Genomic DNA, 15,655 nt, shown 5'->3' with positions numbered 1-15,655 from the left:
AGCGTCCCTTGCAGATCATGCGGGCTGGAGTCGAGCGTCGGGTGAAGCGCGGGTCAGGTGAGCGCAGGCTCCGCCTGGGGTACGTCGATGTCGATGCTGCCGAGCAGCGAGTCTCCGTCGTGCTGAGCGGCGGCCGCGTTCAGCGCGTCATTTTCGGACTGAATCCGTACGAGCTCGGACTCGAGGTCCTGGACGCGCTGCTGAAGCCGTCGCATCTCGGCGAGGAGTCGCGGGTCGGAACCGCCGACGTAACCGAGAAGCGCCTTTGCCATGATGGATGGTCCTCCACACTGAGTGACCGACCGAAGCGGTGTGGGTCGTGAGGGAATCGCACCCGCGGATGTCCGGCAGCGACTGACAGTCACTGCGCTTACTACTGCCAACACTGCCAAACAGCTCAGGTGCGCGGGGCTTCCAGCGTCTCACCAAAAAGTTTGACGGTCAACACGATCACGCCCCGTATCCGCGGGCGCCCCGGTCCCCGCAAGGGGTGTGGAGATCATCCTCAACTTCGAGCCTTCCACGGATCGCCCTCGTCGGCAACGCGTCGACGACGAATGCGCAGTTCCGACCGGGTGCGGACGGTCAGAGATGTGATGAGTGCATGATCAGTCGATCGGTCATCGCATCCCGAATCCGTCGTAGCCACCGCGCGGTGTGCCCCAGATCTCTGTCACTCCGTCCACCCGCCCGGGCGTGTCGGAGGAGCGCAACCAATCGAGGAGCCGGTGGCAATTCTCACGTTGACCTTCGGCGACCACCTGCACTCGCCCGTCGTCGAGGTTGAGCGCGAAGCCGACGACCCCGCCGATCCCCAAGGCGTTCTCCCTGGTGAACCAGCGGAAGCCCACTCCCTGCACACGGCCGCGCACCCAGGCGGTCAGACGGACATCTTCATTCATGCGTGAACGCTAACCGGGCCGGCACTTTCGGGACACATCGCCCCCCTGGCCCCATGGCGTACAGTCGCGCACCAATGAACTCACCCATTTGGGTGGGTAAGGGATGATCTTGAACCGGCAAGGAAGGCACGCTCCGATGGGCCGTCACCGTCTCCCCGCCGCGCCGCACAGCGGTGGCAAGCGCGGCACCGCCCTGCGCACCGGCCTGCTGGGGGTCTCGGTGGCCGTCGCCCTCGGCACCGCGGCCGTCACCACCGGCATGGTGCCGGTCGCCGACTCCTTCCCCTATGTGGGGGTCAGCGGCACGGACTCCCCCACCCCGGCGGCCAAGGCCAAAGCCTCGACCGGCCCCGACGCGGCGCTGCCGCAGCAGAACGGCCTGGTGAACCTGTCCGGCCGCGCCTCCGCCGGTACCGGCTCGGGCAGCGCGTCCCCGAAGCCGTCGGCCTCGGCGGCCCCGTCGGCATCCGCCTCCCCCAGCGCCTCGGCGTCCCCGAGCCCCTCGGCCTCCCCGAGCGCCTCCGCCTCGCCGTCCGCCGCACCTTCCACCTCGGTCGCGCCGGCTCCGTCCACCAAGGCCCCGTCTCCCAAGGCCCCCCGGGCGACCTCCGCCGCACCGGTCGCACCGGTCGTCCCCGCACCGGCCACGAGCCAGGCCCCCACGCCGACCCCCTCGAAGTCGGCCACCCCCGCACCCCGCCCGCCCCTGGACGGCCACTCCGCGGAGGAGGCCGCCGTCGTCGAGCTGGTGAACCAGGAGCGCGCACTGGCCGGGTGCGGCCCGGTCCGCGCCAACCCGCCGCTCGCGACCCTGGCCGGAGCCTTCAGCCTGGACATGGCCACCCGCGGCTTCTTCAGCCACGAGGACCCCGAGGGCAACACTCCCTGGGACCGCGCCACCAAGGCCGGGATCTCAGGCCTCGGCGGCGAGAACATAGCCCGCGGCCAGGGTGACGCCGAGGCCGTGATGAAGGCGTGGATGAACAGCCCGGACCACAAGGCGAACATCCTGAACTGCGAGTTCCGCACCGTGGGTGTCGGCGTCCACGTCGCGGCCGGCGGCCCCTGGTGGACCCAGGACTTCGGTTTCTGAGCCGAGTCCGCGTGGGCTCAGACCGCGGCGGCGGCCAGGGCCGCGCGGCCCGCGATGACGATGCGGGTCTGCTCGGTGACGCGGCGGCCCAGGTGCTCGGCGGTCGCGATGTCAGCCTTGTGGACCGCGTCCGCACCCTCGTCGGAGTTGGACTGGGCGGCGGCGCCGGCGAAGAAGCCGAGACGGTTCAGGTCGTTCTCGGAGGCGGTGCTGGAGTTCCAGCCCGGCTTCAGGCCCAGGTTGATCCAGCTCATGCCGTGCTGCGCGGCCAGGATCTGGAAGAACTGCAGGGTGTGCAGCTTGTCGCCGCTCTTGGACGCGGAGTTCGTGAAGCCGGCCGCCACCTTGTCCTGCCAGGCGTCGCCGAACCAGCGCTTCGAGGAGGCCTCGGCGAAGACGTGGAAGGCGCCGGAGGCGGTGCCCATGTACGTCGGGGATCCGAAGACGATCGCGTCGGACGCGTCGAGCAGCTCCCACTGGGCGTCGTCGATCTCGTCGACCTTGATCAGGTGAACGGTCGCCCCGGCGTCCACGGCGCCGCTGCGCACCGCCTCCGCGACGACGGCGGTGTGGCCGTAGCCGGAGTGGTAGGCGATCGAGACGACGGGGGTGTGCGTGATTGCGGACAAGGCTGATCTCTCCCTCGGGAAAACTCTCGTCGCGGCACGGGACGTGGTGCGACGAGAGAAAGAGAATCACTAACTTTTAGAAAGCGCAACCCTCGGGTTAGCGCTACCGGAGAGTACGCTGGTGGGCATGGAGACCCCTGCCTGTACCGAAGCGGCCGACATCGGACAACCGTTCGACGTGTTCGCGCGCGCCTGCCCGTCCCGGGAAACCCTCGAGCACGTCACCGGCCGCTGGGGCAGCCTCACCGTGGGCGCCCTGCGCGAAGGCCCGTGCCGCTTCAACGAACTGCGCCGCCGGGTGGACGGCGTGAGCGAGAAGATGCTCTCCCAGACCCTGCACGCGCTGGAGCGCGACGGCATAGTCAACCGCGAGGCGCAGCCCACGAACCCGCCGCGCGTCGACTACGAACTGACCCCGCTCGGCGTCGAGGTCGCGGACCGACTGCTCGCGCTCATCCACTGCCTGGAAGGCAACATGCCGGCGGTGCTGGGTGCTCGTGAGTCCTACGACGCCACGCGCGGCGGTCGCTGACAGCGCGGGCAGAAGTAGCTCGACCGGTTCATCCACGGTCGGCGTCGTATCGGCGTGCCGCAACGCCGACAGGGTTCGTCCTCGCGCCCGTAGGCGTCGAGCGAACGATCGAAGTAGCCCGACTCCCCGTTCACGTTGACGTAGAGGCTGTCGAAGCTGGTGCCGCCGACGGCGAGGGCGGCGTTCATGACGTCCCGGGCGTGGCCCAGGAGTTCCGCGCTCCGGGGGCGCGTGAGACCCGCGGTGGGGCGCTCGTAGTGCAGCTTGGCGCGCCACAGCGCCTCGTCCGCGTAGATGTTGCCCACCCCGCTGATCAGGGACTGGTCGAGCAGCGCCCGCTTGACGGTGGTCCGCTTGGCACGCAGCGCGAGGTGGTAGGCGCCCTCGTCGAAGAGCGGGTCCAGGGGGTCGCGCGCGATGTGCGCGATCACGTCGGGCAGCCCGTCGGTGCTGTCGGCGGCCACCTCGTGCAGCGAGAGACCACCGAAGGTCCGCTGGTCCACGAAGCGCAGTTCCGTCCCGGCGGCGCCCGCGGCGGAGCCGCTGTCGGAATCGGTGAAGCGCACCCGGATCCGCAGGTGCTTCTCGTCCGGGGCGTCCGCGGGCTGCACCAGCAACTGCCCGCTCATCCCGAGGTGCCCGAGAATCGACAGGTCCCGGCCCGCCAGCGGCAGCCACAGGTACTTCCCGCGCCGCTGCGGCACCCCGAGGGTCTCCCCGCGCAGCCGCGCCGCGAAGTCCGCCCCGCCGCCCGGATGCCGCCGAACGGCCCGCGGGTGCAGGATCTCGACGGCCTCGACGGTCCGCCCGGCCACCCAGCGCTCCAGCCCCCGCCGCACGACTTCGACTTCGGGCAACTCGGGCACGGGGCACCTCCGGGGAGTGGAACTGACGCTCCCGGCGAGCGTACCGGCCGGCCGGAAACGGAACCGCCCGCCCCTGCGAGGCAGGGGCGGGCGGGTACATCCCGAAGGAAGGGTCAGGCGTCCGACGCCGAGTCGGCGGGCGTCGGCACCCCGCCGTTCTCGGTCCCGGCCGAAGCCGGAACCTCGGCCGGAGCGGTGGTCGCGGCGGCTGCCGCGGCCGCGGTCCGCTCGTCCGCGGCGGCGCGGATCCCGCGCCATGCGGACTCCGCGGCCTGCTGTTCCGCTTCCTTCTTGCTGCGGCCGGTGCCGGTGCCGTACGAGACACCACCGACGCGAGCGGCAGCGGTGAAGGTCTTCTCGTGGTCCGGACCGGTCTCGGAGACCAGGTACTCGGGCACGCCAAGGCCTTCGGCCGCCGTGAGTTCCTGGAGACTGGTCTTCCAGTCCAGGCCGGCCCCGAGGTTCGAGGACTTCTCGATGAGCGGGTCGAAGAGCCGGTGGACCAGCTCCGAGGCCGCGTCGAGGCCCTGATCGAGGTAGACCGCGCCGATCACCGCTTCAAGGGTGTCGGCGAGGATGGAGGCCTTGTCCCGGCCACCCGTGCCCTCTTCGCCCCGGCCGAGCCGGATGAAGGAGCCGAGTTCGAGGCCGCGCCCGACCTCCGCCAATGCGCGCGAGTTGACCACCGCGGCCCGAAGCTTGGCCAGCTGGCCTTCGGGGAGATCCGGGTGGGTCGTGTACAGCGTGTCCGTGACCACCAGGCCCAGCACGGAGTCCCCGAGGAACTCCAGCCGTTCGTTGGTGGGCAGACCGCCGTTCTCGTACGCGTACGAGCGGTGGGTCAGTGCACGCACCAGAAGGGCGGACTCGAGTTGATACCCGAGCCGCCCTTCCAGAAGCTTGTGGGACGAGGCCGCGTTGTTACTGTCTGCCTGCTTCTCAGCGTTGGACAGCTCAGACATTGCGCCTCTCACCAGCCGCTCAGACCTCGAGGACCTGGCGCTTGTTGTAGGTGCCGCAGCTCGGGCACGCAATGTGCTGGAGCTTCGGCTCCTGGCAACGCTCGCACGAAACCAGGGTGGGGACCGCAGCCTTCCACTGCGACCGGCGGTGGCGCGTGTTGCTGCGCGACATCTTCCGCTTCGGAACAGCCACGGCTACTTCTCCTGCTTCTCGGCGGCGCCCTGAACTCCGTCAGAGGCAGTGCCGCTCATGTTGTCCTTCTCGTCGTCCTGATCGGTCACGACGAGTCCCTGCAATGCCGCCCAACGGATGTCGACGGCGTCATGGTGGTGGTCCGGGTCGTCGTTCAGGCTGAGCCCGCAATCGGGGCACAGTCCGAGACAGTCCTCCCGGCACACCGGCTGCATGGGCAGTGCGAGCACCACCACATCCCGCAGCACGGGTTCGAGGTCGAACAAGCCGTCCTCGAGGAAGAGCGTGTCCTCGTCGTCCTCGGCGTCGTCGGCCGGTTCCGCCTTGGAGCGGCTCCGGTCGTCGGCGTCAGGGTACGAGAACATCTCCTGGAAGTCCGCCTTGAGCTCGCGCTCGACGGTCTCCAGACACCTTACGCACTCCCCTACGGCCGACGCACGGGCGGTGCCTGTGACAAGCACCCCTTCCATGACCGACTCCAGGCGGAGGTTGAGCTTCACCGGGGCGCCTTCCGGCACTCCGATGACGCCGGCGAGACCGAAGTCCGCCGGTGCCGCGATCTCACGGGACAGCCGCTGCATGGCACCAGGACGCCGACCCAGCTCGTGCGTGTCGAACACGAGGGGGTTGCGGTGGTCGAGGCGGGTGTTCAGGGCCATTCCTGCTTTCACAGATCGCTGAAGATCAAAAATTCCGCCGCGCTAGGGCAGCATGGATCGCGGTGCATACGCGCGACCGAACAGCCAGGATACCCGGAGCGGCGCCCAGCGCCCAATCCGGTCCTAGCGCCCCTGTTCGTACTGCCGCAGCTGGTCCAGGTTGATCATGCTCGTGTCGAAGAGGCTCGTCTCGTCGAGCGAGGGCTGCCGGTCCTGCGGCTGCTGCGGCTGCTGCTGGTACGCGGCGTAGGGGTCGGGCTGCTGCTGGTAGGCCCCGTACGGGTCCGGCTGCTGCTGGTAACCGCCGTACGGGTCCTGGTAGGCGTACGCGTCCTGCTGCTGGGCGGCGGGCTGCGCGGGCTGCTGGTAGCCGTACGTGTCGTACACGGGCTCCGCCTGCGCCGGGATCGGCGCCTGCCCGTGCGGCGGCTCCGGCTCGGCCAGGCCCGCCAGGAAGTCCGAGTCGCTCGCCGAACGGGACGGCTGCCCGCCCACGGCGTCCTGGGCGGCCATGTGGACACCGAGGTCGTCCGTCGGGACCCGGCCCAGAAGCTTCTGGCGACCGCGGCCCACGGCCTCCAGGGTCTTGGAGAGCACCGCCTCGAAGGTCGCCAGCTTGGTGTCCACGTAGGCGTCCGCCTGCTGGCGCTGCGTCTCGGGGTCGTGGCTGCGCTCGGGCGCGTCCATGTCGGGGTAGCCGTGCTCGTCCAGACCCGGTCCGCGACCCAGGAGCTTCTCCCGACCCCGGTCCACCGAACCGATGGTCTTGGTCAGCACGACCTCGAAGTTCGCGAGCTTGCTGTCGACGTAGTCGTCGGCCTCGGCCCGGATCTCCTCCGCCTCCCGGCGGGCCTCGTCCAGGATCCGGTCCGCCTCGGCCTGGGAGCGCCGCGCGATCTCGGTGTCGGAGATCAGCGAACCGCGCTGGTTGTGCGCCGCGTCGATGATCCGCTCCGCCTCGCGACGGGCTTCCTCGACCACCTGCTCCCGGCCGCCGATGAGCTCCTGAGCCTGCGCGAGCGAGCCGGGCAGTGCCTGGCGCACCTCTTCGAGCTGCTCCAGCAGCTCGGCGCGGTTGATCACGCAGGAGGCCGACATGGGCATGGACCGGGCGCCGCCGACGGCCGCGACGATCTCGTCGAGCTTCTTCTGCACGTCCATGGGGGCTCGCACTCTCTCGGCCTCAGGCGGTTCCTGAGACGGACGGGACGACTGTAAGGCCACGGGGTGGGCCCCCGACACCGCCTGACGTCCTGTCGGTCGGTCAGCGGTCGCGCAGCCGCTCCTGGAGCGCCGTGTGGACGTGCGCCGGCAGCAGGTGGGCGACGTCGCCGCCCCAGGCGGCGACCTCCTTGACCAGCGAGGAGGACAGGAAGCTGTAGCTGGGGATGGTCGGGACGAACAGCGTCTCGACGCCCGACATGCCCATGTTCATCTGGGCCATCTGGAGCTCGTAGTCGAAGTCGCTGACCGCGCGCAGGCCCTTGACGATGGCCGGGATGTCCCGCTGCTTGCAGAAGTCGACGAGCAGGCCGCGGAAGGCCTCGACCTGGATGTTGCCGTAGTCGGCCGTCGCCTCGCGGATCAGCTCCATCCGCTCCTCGACGGTGAACAGACCCTGCTTCGACTCGTTGATCCCCACGGCGACGTACACGACGTCGTACAGCCGGGAGGCACGTCCGATGATGTCGAGGTGTCCGTTGTGGATGGGGTCGAAGGACCCCGGACAGACGGCGCGGCGCAACTGAGCTCCCTCGTTCATGAGTCTTCGCCGGCAAGAGCGGCGCGGCCGTACCACAGGGTGCCCTCGCCGTACTTGCGGGACCGGAGCGGTTCGAAGCCCTCCGGCCACGGGAAGGCACCGCTCCTGGTGCTGCGCTCCACGGTGACGAGCGCATCGTCCGTGAGCCAGCCGTTGGACCGGAGTGTGAGGAGGATCTCCCGCAGGTCCGCACTGTCCACGACGTACGGCGGGTCCAGGAAGACGATGTCGTACGGGTCCCCGGCGGCCCTGGCCGCCACGATCTGCTCGGCCTTGCCGGCGCGGAACTCCGCGCCGGGCAGACCCAGCGTCCGGATGTTGTCCCGGATCGCCTTGGCGGCCTTGGCGTCGGCCTCGACGAGCAGGGTGTGGGTCGCACCCCGGGAGAGCGATTCCAGGCCGACGGCGCCGGAGCCGCCGTACAGGTCGAGCACCCGGGCCCCCTCGACGCCGTGCAGCGACTCCCAGGTGGAGAAGAGGCCCTCGCGCATCCGGTCCGAGGTGGGTCGGGTGCCGGTGCCGGGGGGCACGGCCAGCCGTCGCCCGCGGGCACTGCCGGCGATCACGCGGGTCATCTGGGGTCCTTCGGTACGGCGGTGGGTGGAGTGCCCCGGCGCTGCCGCGGCACTCCAACGATAGGTCGTACCGCTCAGCCCTTCTCCAGGTACTGCTCGCGCTCGGTGTCGAGCAGGGCGTCCAGCGCGGTCCGCAGGCCCGGCAGGCTCTCCAGCGCGGGGTCCTCGGCGACGACGCGGGTGGCCTCCTCCCGCGCCTCGGCGATGACCTCCTCGTCCTCGATGACCGCGAGCATGCGCAGCGAGGAGCGGACTCCGGACTGGGCCTGGCCGAGTACGTCGCCCTCGCGGCGCTGCTCCAGGTCGATCCGGGAGAGTTCGAAGCCGTCGAGGGTGGCGGCGACGGCGGCCAGCCGGGCCCGGGCCGGGCTCGCCTCGTGCATCTCGCTGACCAGCAGGCACAGACCGGGCGCGGAGCCTCGGCCGACGCGGCCGCGCAGCTGGTGGAGTTGGGAGACGCCGAAACGGTCCGCGTCCATGATCACCATGGCGGTGGAGTTGGGGACATTCACCCCGACCTCGATGACGGTCGTGGCGACCAGCACCTTGACCTCGCCGGCGGCGAAGCGGCGCATCACGTCGTCCTTGTCCGCGGGGTCCATCCGGCCGTGCAGGACCTCGACGCTCAGCCCGGCCAGCGGTCCGCGGGTGAGCTGCTCGGCGATCTCCACGACCGCGAGCGGCGGCCGCTTGTCGCCGTCGTCCCCGGCGGGCTTCTTCTTGGGATCGTCGTCCCCGTCGCCGATGCGGGGACAGACCACGTACGCCTGGTGGCCCTTCTCGACCTCCTCGCGGACCCGTTCCCAGGCCCGGGCGAGGAAGTGCGGCTTGTCCTTCGAGGGCACCACGTGGGTCGCGATCGGGGAGCGTCCGGCGGGCAGCTGGTCGAGGACGGAGGTCTCCAGGTCGCCGAAGACGGTCATGGCGACCGTGCGCGGGATCGGGGTGGCCGTCATGACCAGCAGGTGCGGGGGCTGCTTCCCCTTGGACCGCAGCGCGTCGCGCTGTTCCACCCCGAAACGGTGCTGTTCGTCCACGACCACCAGGCCGAGGTCGTGGAACTGCACCTTGTCCTCGATCAGCGCGTGCGTGCCGATCACGATCCCGGCCTCGCCGGTGACCAGGTCGAGCAGGGCCTGCCGGCGCGCGGGCATCCCCATGGAGCCGGTGAGCAGGACGACCTTGGTGCCCTGGTCGGAGCCGCCGAGCATGCCCCCTTCGGCGAGCTCGCCCATCATCTCGGTGATGGAGCGGTGGTGCTGCTGGGCGAGTACCTCGGTGGGCGCGAGCATCGCCGCCTGCCCGCCGCTGTCGACGACGGTCAGCATGGCGCGCAGGGCGACCATCGTCTTGCCGCTTCCGACCTCGCCCTGGAGGAGGCGGTGCATGGGGTGTTCGGTGGCCAGGTCGTCGAAGATCTCCTTCGAGACCTTCTGCTGGCCGTCGGTGAGGGTGAAGGGCAGCTTGGCGTCGAAGGCGTCGAGCAGGCCGCCGGGGGCGGGGCGGCGCGGGACGGCCGGGAGCTGGGAGTCGGCGTGCCGGCGGCGGGCCAGGGCGACCTGGAGGACGAAGGCCTCGTCCCACTTCAGCCGTTGCCGGGCGTCCTCGACGTCGGCCTTGGTCGCCGGCCGGTGGATCTTCAGCAGTGCCTCGGTGAGCGGGACCAGGCCGCAGCCCTCGCGCAGGGCGGGCGGCAGCGGGTCCACGGCCTCCTGGGCGCTGGGCAGCACGGCGTCCACGCACTTGGCGATCTTCCAGGACTCCAGCTTGGCGCAGGCCGGGTAGATCGGGATGAGCTGGTTGGCGAAGGCGGTGGCGGCGTCCCGGTCGGAGGCGTCCTGACCGAGCGGCTCGTAGGCGGGGTGGGAGAGCTGGAGCTTGCGGTTGAACATGCCGACCTTGCCCGCGAACATGGCGCGCGTCCCCGGCAGCAGGTCCTTGTGCGGCTTGTGGACACCGGCGCCGAAGAAGACCAGCTGGAGGCGGCCGCTGCCGTCGGTGATGGTCACCTCCAGGCGCTTGCCGCGGCCCCCGTTGAAGGTCAGGATCCGGGCGTCGGCGACCTGTGCGACGACGGTCACGTGCTCGTCGATCTGGTCGGCGAGCTCGGCCAGCGAGGTCAGCTCGCCGCGCTCGGCGTACCGCCGCGGGTAGTGGTGGAGCAGGTCCAGGGCCGTGTGCAGGCCGAGCTGCTCGGCCAGCACCTTGGCGGTGGCGGGACCGAGCGTCTTCTTGAGGTCTTCGTCGAGCGCGGGCACGTGTTCCATTGCACACCATGGCGCCGACAAGCCCGCTATTCCACCCCGACGAGGAGCGGTGCCGAGTACCGGCCGCCCCGGTAGGTGACGGTGTCCACGGCGAGGTGGCCCTGTTGGACGTAGGTCTCCAGGCGTTCGGCGACGGCGTCCGGCACGTCGGGTCCCAGGACCAGGGTGACGAGTTCGCCGCCGGAGCCCAGCATCCGGTCCAGGACGGCCTCGGCGGTCTCGGCCAGCCCCGAGCCGATCACCGCGACGTCCCCGTCGATGAGGCCGAGCACGTCGCCGGCCTGGCAGATGCCGGCCGAGGTGAAGGACTGCCGTTCGGCGACGGCCAGTTCCCCGTACCGGGTGGCTCCGGCCGCCGCCGTCATGGCGACCACGTCCTCGTCGAAGCTGCCCTCCGGGTCGTGCACGGCGAGGGCGGCCAGGCCCTGGACCGCGGAGCGGGTGGGGATCACGGCCACCCGTACGCCCTCGGCTCGGGCCTGTTCGGCCGCCGCGGCCGCGGCGGCGCGCAGTTCCGCGCCGCCCGGCAGCAGCACCACCTCGCGGGCGTGCGCACGGCGGACCGCGTCGAGCAGTTCGGCGACGGCCGGCGGTTCGCCGGGGCGGACGAGCACGGGGGTCGCCCCCGCCTCCCCGCACAGTCCGGCCAGGCCCTCGCCGGGGACCACGGCGACCACGGCCCGCTGGGCGCGCTCGCCCCGCGCGCGGCGGCGTTCGTCACCGAAGTGGGTGATCCGTATCCGGTACGGGCGTCCGGCGACGACTCCGGCCTCCACGGCGGCGCCGGGGTCGTCGACGTGGACGTGGACGTTCCACAGCCCGTCGCCGCCGACGACGACCAGCGAGTCGCCGAGGCCGTCGAGGCGTTCGCGCAGTTCGCCGACGGCCGCCTCGGTGGCCTCCAGCAGGTAGATCACCTCGTACGCGGGCCCGTCCTCCTCCTGTGCGCAGGGGTCCGGCGACTGCGGCACGGGCACCGCGCGGCCGCGTACCGGCTCGGCGACCGGCTCCTGGCCGGACAGCGCCTGCCACAGGGCACCGAAGACGACGACCAGCCCGCAGCCTCCGGCGTCGACCACCCCGGCCCGGCCCAGTGCGGCGAGCTGCCCGGGCGTCTCGGCCAGGGCCGCGCGGGCTCCGTCGTAGGCGGCGCGGGCCACGTCGACGGCGGTCCCGGCGGCTGCTCCGGCCGCCTCGCCGGCCCGGGCGGCGGCGTCGGCGACGGTGAGCATGGTGCCCTCCACCGGGTGTGCGACGGCCGCGTACGCCTCCTCGGCGGCCCGGGTGAGCGCGCGGGCCAGCAGCCCGCCGGGGCCCTGCCCGGCCCGCTCCCCCGGCGCGGCGGGCTCGTCGCCGAGTACGTCGGCCACTCCGCGCAGCAGTTGCGCCAGGATCGTCCCGGAGTTCCCGCGGGCCCCCACCAGGGCTCCGTGCGCCCAGGCCCGTACGGCCTCGGCCAGGGAGGTCGGCGCTGTGCCGTCGGTCACCTCGGGGAAGGCCTCGGCGAGGCCGCGGTCGGCCGATTCGGCGGTGAGGTAGAGGTTGGTGCCGGTGTCCGCGTCGGCGACCGGGTAGACGTTGATCGCGTCGATGTCCTCGCGGGCCCGGCCCAGTGCGGCCAGGGCCAGCGAGCTCCAGGTACGCACCGCTTCGGCGTCGAGCTCGTCGGCGGGATGCGGCTGAGGCTCGTGCGGCACCGGGCGTTCCTCCTTGTGCGGGCCAGGGTTCACCGCAGGGTAACGAAGGACCGCCCGGGCGTCGGGAGCGCGGGGCGGAGGCAGCGGCGGCCATGGTAGTTTTCTTGGACGGACGCAGTCGTTGTATGCTGCTCCGGTTGCCCGATGAGAGTCGGGCCATTCCCCCCGGCAAGCCACTTCAGACCTCTGAATCCGGTGCGCCGGTTTCACTGTAATTGCATCAGAAGTCTTGGAGTGACCTGTGGCTGCCAACTGCGACATTTGCGCCAAGGGGCCGAGCTTCGGCAACAACATCTCCTTCTCGCACCGCCGCACCTCGCGTCGCTGGAACCCGAACATCCAGCGTGTCCGTGCCGTGGTCAATGGGACGCCGAAGCGCCTCAACGCCTGCACCTCGTGCATCAAGGCCGGCAAGGTCTCGCGCTGACGCCTCCCGTCGTAGCGCAGCCCTTTCCGGTTGCCAAAAAGGCCGGTTCACCTTTGGTGAACCGGCCTTTTGCCTTGTCCGGGGGCCTGTCGGGCGGCCCGGCCGGAGGCCCGGCCGGAGGCCCGGCCGGGCTGTCGCGGCACGGTCAGCGCCACTGCCAGGCGTGATCCACCGGGCCGATGCCCCCGCCGAGCGCGAAGCCGGCGGCGATGGCGCCCGTGACGTACTCCTTGGCGGCCGTGACGGCCTCCGGGACGGTCAGTCCCTTGGCCAGGCCCGCCGCGATCGCGGAAGCGAGGGTGCAGCCGGTGCCGTGGGTGTGCCGGTTGTCGTGGCGGGGGGCGCGCAGCCACCGTTCCTCGGTGCCGTCGGTGAGCAGGTCCACCGCCTCGTGGCCGTGCGCCGCGAGGTGTCCGCCCTTGATCAGCGCCCACCGCGGGCCGTGGCCGAGGATCGCGTCGGCGGCCCGGCGCATGTCGTCCTCGGTCTCCACGACCACGCCCGTGAGCTGGGCCACCTCGTCCAGGTTGGGGGTGGCCACGGTGGCCCGGGGCAGCAGCTCCTTGCGTACGGCGTCCAGCGCCGAGGCGGCGAGCAGCGCGTCCCCGTGCTTGGAGACCCCGACGGGGTCCACGACGGCCGGGGCCCGGGTGTCCGCCAGCAGCGCGGCCACCGTCTCGACCAGTTCGGCGGAGGAGAGCATCCCGGTCTTCACGGCCCGGACGCCGATGTCGTCCACGACGGCCCGGTACTGGGCCGTGACGGCCTCGGCGGGCAGTTCCCAGACTCCCCGTACCCCGAGCGAGTTCTGGGCCGTCACGGCGGTCACCACGCTCATGCCGTGCACCCCGAGCGCCAGCATGGTCTTGAGGTCGGCCTGGATGCCCGCGCCGCCGCCGGAGTCGGATCCGGCGACGGTCAGGCACAGCGGCGGGGCGGTGTTCACAGCACGCCGTCCTGGGGGGCCGGGTCGGTCCCGAAGTGGTCCCAGCCGCCGGTGCTGGTCCAGGGCGCGCCGTCGACGGTCACCTGGGGCAGTGCGGAGCGGTTGAGCACCTCGCCGATGACCTTCCAGCGGGCGGGGAGCTTCACGTCGGGCGGGAAGGTCGCCACGATCGCGTGGTCCTCTCCCCCGGTGAGCACCCATTGCAGCGGGTCCACGCCGACGGCCTGCCCGATGTCGTGCATCTGGGTCGGGATGTCGACCGCCGCCGAGCGCAGGTCGATCCGTACCTTGCTGGCGTCGGCGATGTGCCCGAGGTCGGCGATCAGGCCGTCGCTGACGTCGGTCATGGCGGTGGCGCCGAGCCCGGCGGCCGCGGGGCCCGCGTGGTACGGCGGTTCGGGGCGCCGGTGCGCCTCGACGAAGGCCCGGGGGGAGCGGAAGCCGCGCGAGAGCACGGCGAAACCGGCCGCGGACCAGCCGAGCCAGCCGGTGACGGCGACGACGTCGCCGGGCTGGGCGCCGGAGCGTAGGACGGGCTCGTGGTTGCGCAGGTCGCCGAGGGCGGTGATGGCGACGGTGATGACGTCGCCGCGGACGACGTCCCCGCCGACGACGGCCGCGCCGGCGACCTGGCACTCGTCGCGGATCCCGTCCATCAGCTCGGTCGGCCAGGTGACCGGGAGTTCGGCGGGGACGACGAGGCCGAGCAGCAGCGCGGTCGGCACCGCGCCCATGGCGGCGATGTCGGCGAGGTTCTGCGCGGCGGCCTTGCGGCCGACGTCGTAAGCCGTGGACCAGTCGCGCCGGAAGTGCCGACCTTCCAGCAGGATGTCGGTGCTCGCCACGACCCGCCGGTCGGGGGCGGACACCACCGCGGCGTCGTCGCCAGGTCCGAGCCGGACCGCCGGGGTGGTGGTGAGCCGTGAGGTGAGCTCCCTGATCAGCCCGAACTCCCCCAGCTCGCCGACAGTGCCCTTCATCGCTGTGCCCCTTCTTGCCCAGTCCGCTTGCGGTCGCGAGCCGTCTCAGCTCTGGGTACCGTCAACAGATACGTCAACTTCTGCTCTCCGTACGCCCCGCTGTGCGTGGCGCCGGGCCCGCGGGTCTCCCCGCGGCGCACGGCGACGCGGTACCGTGGCGTCCCTTCTTCCCCCGGCCCGTTCAATCGTGTGGGGCCCACCCGAAGGTTAGGGGAAATGATCCTCGTGGCCGCCCTGGAGGTTCCGTGGTACAGGCGTACATCCTTATCCAGACCGAAGTGGGCAAGGCGTCGTTCGTCGCCGAGTCCATCGGCCAGATCCCGGGGGTGATCCAGGCCGAGGACGTGACGGGTCCGTACGACGTGATCGTGCGTGCCCAGGCCGACACCGTGGACGACCTCGGCCGTATGGTCGTCGCCAAGGTCCAGCAGGTGGAGGGGATCACCCGCACCTTGACCTGCCCGGTGGTCCATCTGTAGCCCCCGTCTACTCTTGGCCGGTGATGTCCCTCCACCACCGGCCCCTGCGTGTCCGCGCCCTGTCGGCCCTGCCCGCCTCGATGGCCCTCCTGGCCGTCGCGGCGTGCTCCCCGGGCGGATCCGAAGCCCGGGTGTCTCCTCCGCCCACGCCGCCCGACGCCGTCGCGCGGCTCTGTGCGGCACTGCACAAGGAGCTCCCGGAGACGGTGGCCGGCCTGGCGCGGACCCGTACCGAGCCGGAGTCCGATCTGACCGCCGCGTGGGGCGGTTCGGCGATCGTACTGCGGTGCGGTATCCCCAAGCCCCCCAAGATGCTCGATCCGAAGCAGGACGGCGTCCACGTGAACGGAGTGGCCTGGCTGCTGGAGAAGCTCGGCGACGGTTCCGGCGGGGGGTTCCGGTTCACCACCGGGATGCGGCTGGCCTACACCGAGGTCCAGGTCGACAAGGAGCATGCCACGGATGCGGGGATGCTCGTCGGTCTGTCCACGGCGATCGCCGCGACCGTGCCCGAGGGCATCTCCTCCTACTGAGTGCCGGGTACCCGCCACCGCGCGGCGGGTACCCGGCACACCGCCGCCCGCCCCCCCCCCCCCCGGGGGGGCGGGGGGGGGGGGGGGGGGGGGGGGGCGGGGGGGGGGGCCGCCCCGCGCGGGGGGGGGGGGCCGGGCGGCGCGGGACAGCGG

19 protein-coding genes are annotated in these 15,655 nt (G+C 71.6%); 5 read left to right on the top strand and 14 right to left on the bottom strand.

Translation table 11 applies throughout. From position 1 onward, the window contains the following. Positions 1-53: 53 nt before the first annotated feature. On the bottom strand, positions 54-272 hold the full coding sequence (locus tag ACGFYY_RS26995) for a hypothetical protein (protein ID WP_030012524.1): 219 nt from the start codon (positions 270-272) through the stop codon (positions 54-56). A gap of 348 nt (positions 273-620) precedes the next feature. Continuing rightward, the gene (locus tag ACGFYY_RS26990) at positions 621-902 is read right to left on the bottom strand and encodes an acylphosphatase (protein ID WP_365277807.1); all 282 of its coding nucleotides are present in this window, start codon (positions 900-902) and stop codon (positions 621-623) included. 136 nt (positions 903-1,038) lie between these two features. Between ACGFYY_RS26990 and ACGFYY_RS26985 the strand changes: the two genes are divergently transcribed. Continuing rightward, the gene (locus ACGFYY_RS26985; RefSeq protein WP_393713173.1) at positions 1,039-1,995 is read left to right on the top strand and encodes a CAP domain-containing protein; all 957 of its coding nucleotides are present in this window, start codon (positions 1,039-1,041) and stop codon (positions 1,993-1,995) included. 17 nt (positions 1,996-2,012) lie between these two features. On the opposite strand, the gene ACGFYY_RS26980 is transcribed toward ACGFYY_RS26985, so the two are convergent. Further along, positions 2,013-2,624, bottom strand: coding sequence for a flavodoxin family protein (locus ACGFYY_RS26980; RefSeq protein WP_030773542.1), 612 nt, complete (start codon positions 2,622-2,624; stop codon positions 2,013-2,015). Positions 2,625-2,751: 127 nt separating this feature from the next. On the opposite strand from ACGFYY_RS26980, the gene ACGFYY_RS26975 reads away from it, so the two are divergent. Beyond that, positions 2,752-3,156 carry a helix-turn-helix domain-containing protein gene (locus tag ACGFYY_RS26975; RefSeq protein ID WP_365277798.1) on the top strand — a complete coding sequence of 135 codons (405 nt, stop codon included), beginning with the start codon at positions 2,752-2,754 and terminating at the stop codon, positions 3,154-3,156. On the opposite strand, the gene mutM is transcribed toward ACGFYY_RS26975, so the two are convergent. From mutM to ACGFYY_RS26930, 9 genes are all read right to left on the bottom strand, one after another. Next, positions 3,129-4,022: a bifunctional DNA-formamidopyrimidine glycosylase/DNA-(apurinic or apyrimidinic site) lyase gene (mutM, locus tag ACGFYY_RS26970; protein WP_365277795.1), complete on the bottom strand. Its 894-nt coding sequence runs from the start codon at positions 4,020-4,022 to the stop codon at positions 3,129-3,131. The genes ACGFYY_RS26975 and mutM overlap by 28 nt on opposite strands. 113 nt (positions 4,023-4,135) lie before the next feature. After that, a complete protein-coding gene (rnc, locus tag ACGFYY_RS26965) occupies positions 4,136-4,984 on the bottom strand; it encodes a ribonuclease III (RefSeq protein ID WP_365277792.1) in 849 nt (282 codons plus the stop codon). Positions 4,985-5,003: 19 nt separating this feature from the next. Next, complete coding sequence (rpmF, locus tag ACGFYY_RS26960) at positions 5,004-5,177, bottom strand: 50S ribosomal protein L32 (RefSeq protein WP_003965982.1); 174 nt, start codon at positions 5,175-5,177, stop codon at positions 5,004-5,006. A gap of 2 nt (positions 5,178-5,179) precedes the next feature. Next, complete coding sequence (locus ACGFYY_RS26955; protein ID WP_393713169.1) at positions 5,180-5,836, bottom strand: YceD family protein; 657 nt, start codon at positions 5,834-5,836, stop codon at positions 5,180-5,182. Between the two features lie 123 nt (positions 5,837-5,959). Beyond that, positions 5,960-6,997, bottom strand: coding sequence for a DivIVA domain-containing protein (locus tag ACGFYY_RS26950; RefSeq protein ID WP_393713167.1), 1,038 nt, complete (start codon positions 6,995-6,997; stop codon positions 5,960-5,962). Positions 6,998-7,100: 103 nt separating this feature from the next. Then, positions 7,101-7,580, bottom strand: a complete 480-nt coding sequence (coaD, locus tag ACGFYY_RS26945) for a pantetheine-phosphate adenylyltransferase (protein ID WP_365277816.1) — start codon at positions 7,578-7,580, stop codon at positions 7,101-7,103. 14 nt (positions 7,581-7,594) lie between these two features. Continuing rightward, positions 7,595-8,173, bottom strand: coding sequence for a 16S rRNA (guanine(966)-N(2))-methyltransferase RsmD (gene rsmD / locus ACGFYY_RS26940; RefSeq protein ID WP_365277783.1), 579 nt, complete (start codon positions 8,171-8,173; stop codon positions 7,595-7,597). A 74-nt stretch (positions 8,174-8,247) separates the two neighbouring features. Next, the gene (gene recG, locus ACGFYY_RS26935; RefSeq protein WP_393713164.1) at positions 8,248-10,440 is read right to left on the bottom strand and encodes an ATP-dependent DNA helicase RecG; all 2,193 of its coding nucleotides are present in this window, start codon (positions 10,438-10,440) and stop codon (positions 8,248-8,250) included. A 26-nt stretch (positions 10,441-10,466) separates the two neighbouring features. Continuing rightward, positions 10,467-12,137 carry a DAK2 domain-containing protein gene (locus ACGFYY_RS26930; RefSeq protein ID WP_393713162.1) on the bottom strand — a complete coding sequence of 557 codons (1,671 nt, stop codon included), beginning with the start codon at positions 12,135-12,137 and terminating at the stop codon, positions 10,467-10,469. A gap of 241 nt (positions 12,138-12,378) precedes the next feature. Between ACGFYY_RS26930 and rpmB the strand changes: the two genes are divergently transcribed. Beyond that, positions 12,379-12,564, top strand: coding sequence for a 50S ribosomal protein L28 (rpmB, locus tag ACGFYY_RS26925; protein ID WP_365277774.1), 186 nt, complete (start codon positions 12,379-12,381; stop codon positions 12,562-12,564). A 145-nt stretch (positions 12,565-12,709) separates the two neighbouring features. Here the strand turns inward: rpmB and thiD are convergent, their stop codons facing one another. Further along, a complete protein-coding gene (thiD, locus tag ACGFYY_RS26920; protein WP_365277771.1) occupies positions 12,710-13,510 on the bottom strand; it encodes a bifunctional hydroxymethylpyrimidine kinase/phosphomethylpyrimidine kinase in 801 nt (266 codons plus the stop codon). Further along, complete coding sequence (locus tag ACGFYY_RS26915) at positions 13,507-14,490, bottom strand: thiamine-phosphate kinase (RefSeq protein WP_033222867.1); 984 nt, start codon at positions 14,488-14,490, stop codon at positions 13,507-13,509. Before ACGFYY_RS26915 ends, thiD begins: the two co-directional genes overlap by 4 nt. A gap of 245 nt (positions 14,491-14,735) precedes the next feature. On the opposite strand from ACGFYY_RS26915, the gene ACGFYY_RS26910 reads away from it, so the two are divergent. Beyond that, entirely contained in the window at positions 14,736-14,969 is a 234-nt protein-coding gene (locus ACGFYY_RS26910) for an Lrp/AsnC family transcriptional regulator (protein WP_030011290.1), read from the top strand. Positions 14,970-14,992: 23 nt separating this feature from the next. Beyond that, entirely contained in the window at positions 14,993-15,502 is a 510-nt protein-coding gene (locus ACGFYY_RS26905; protein ID WP_365277813.1) for a DUF3515 domain-containing protein, read from the top strand. Positions 15,503-15,655: the final 153 nt, after the last annotated feature.

The organism is Streptomyces sp. NPDC048331, assembly GCF_043201215.1.
GTDB lineage: Bacteria > Actinomycetota > Actinomycetes > Streptomycetales > Streptomycetaceae > Streptomyces.
Note: the sequence above shows the minus strand (reverse complement) of the source record. Positions and strands in the feature narration are given on the sequence as shown.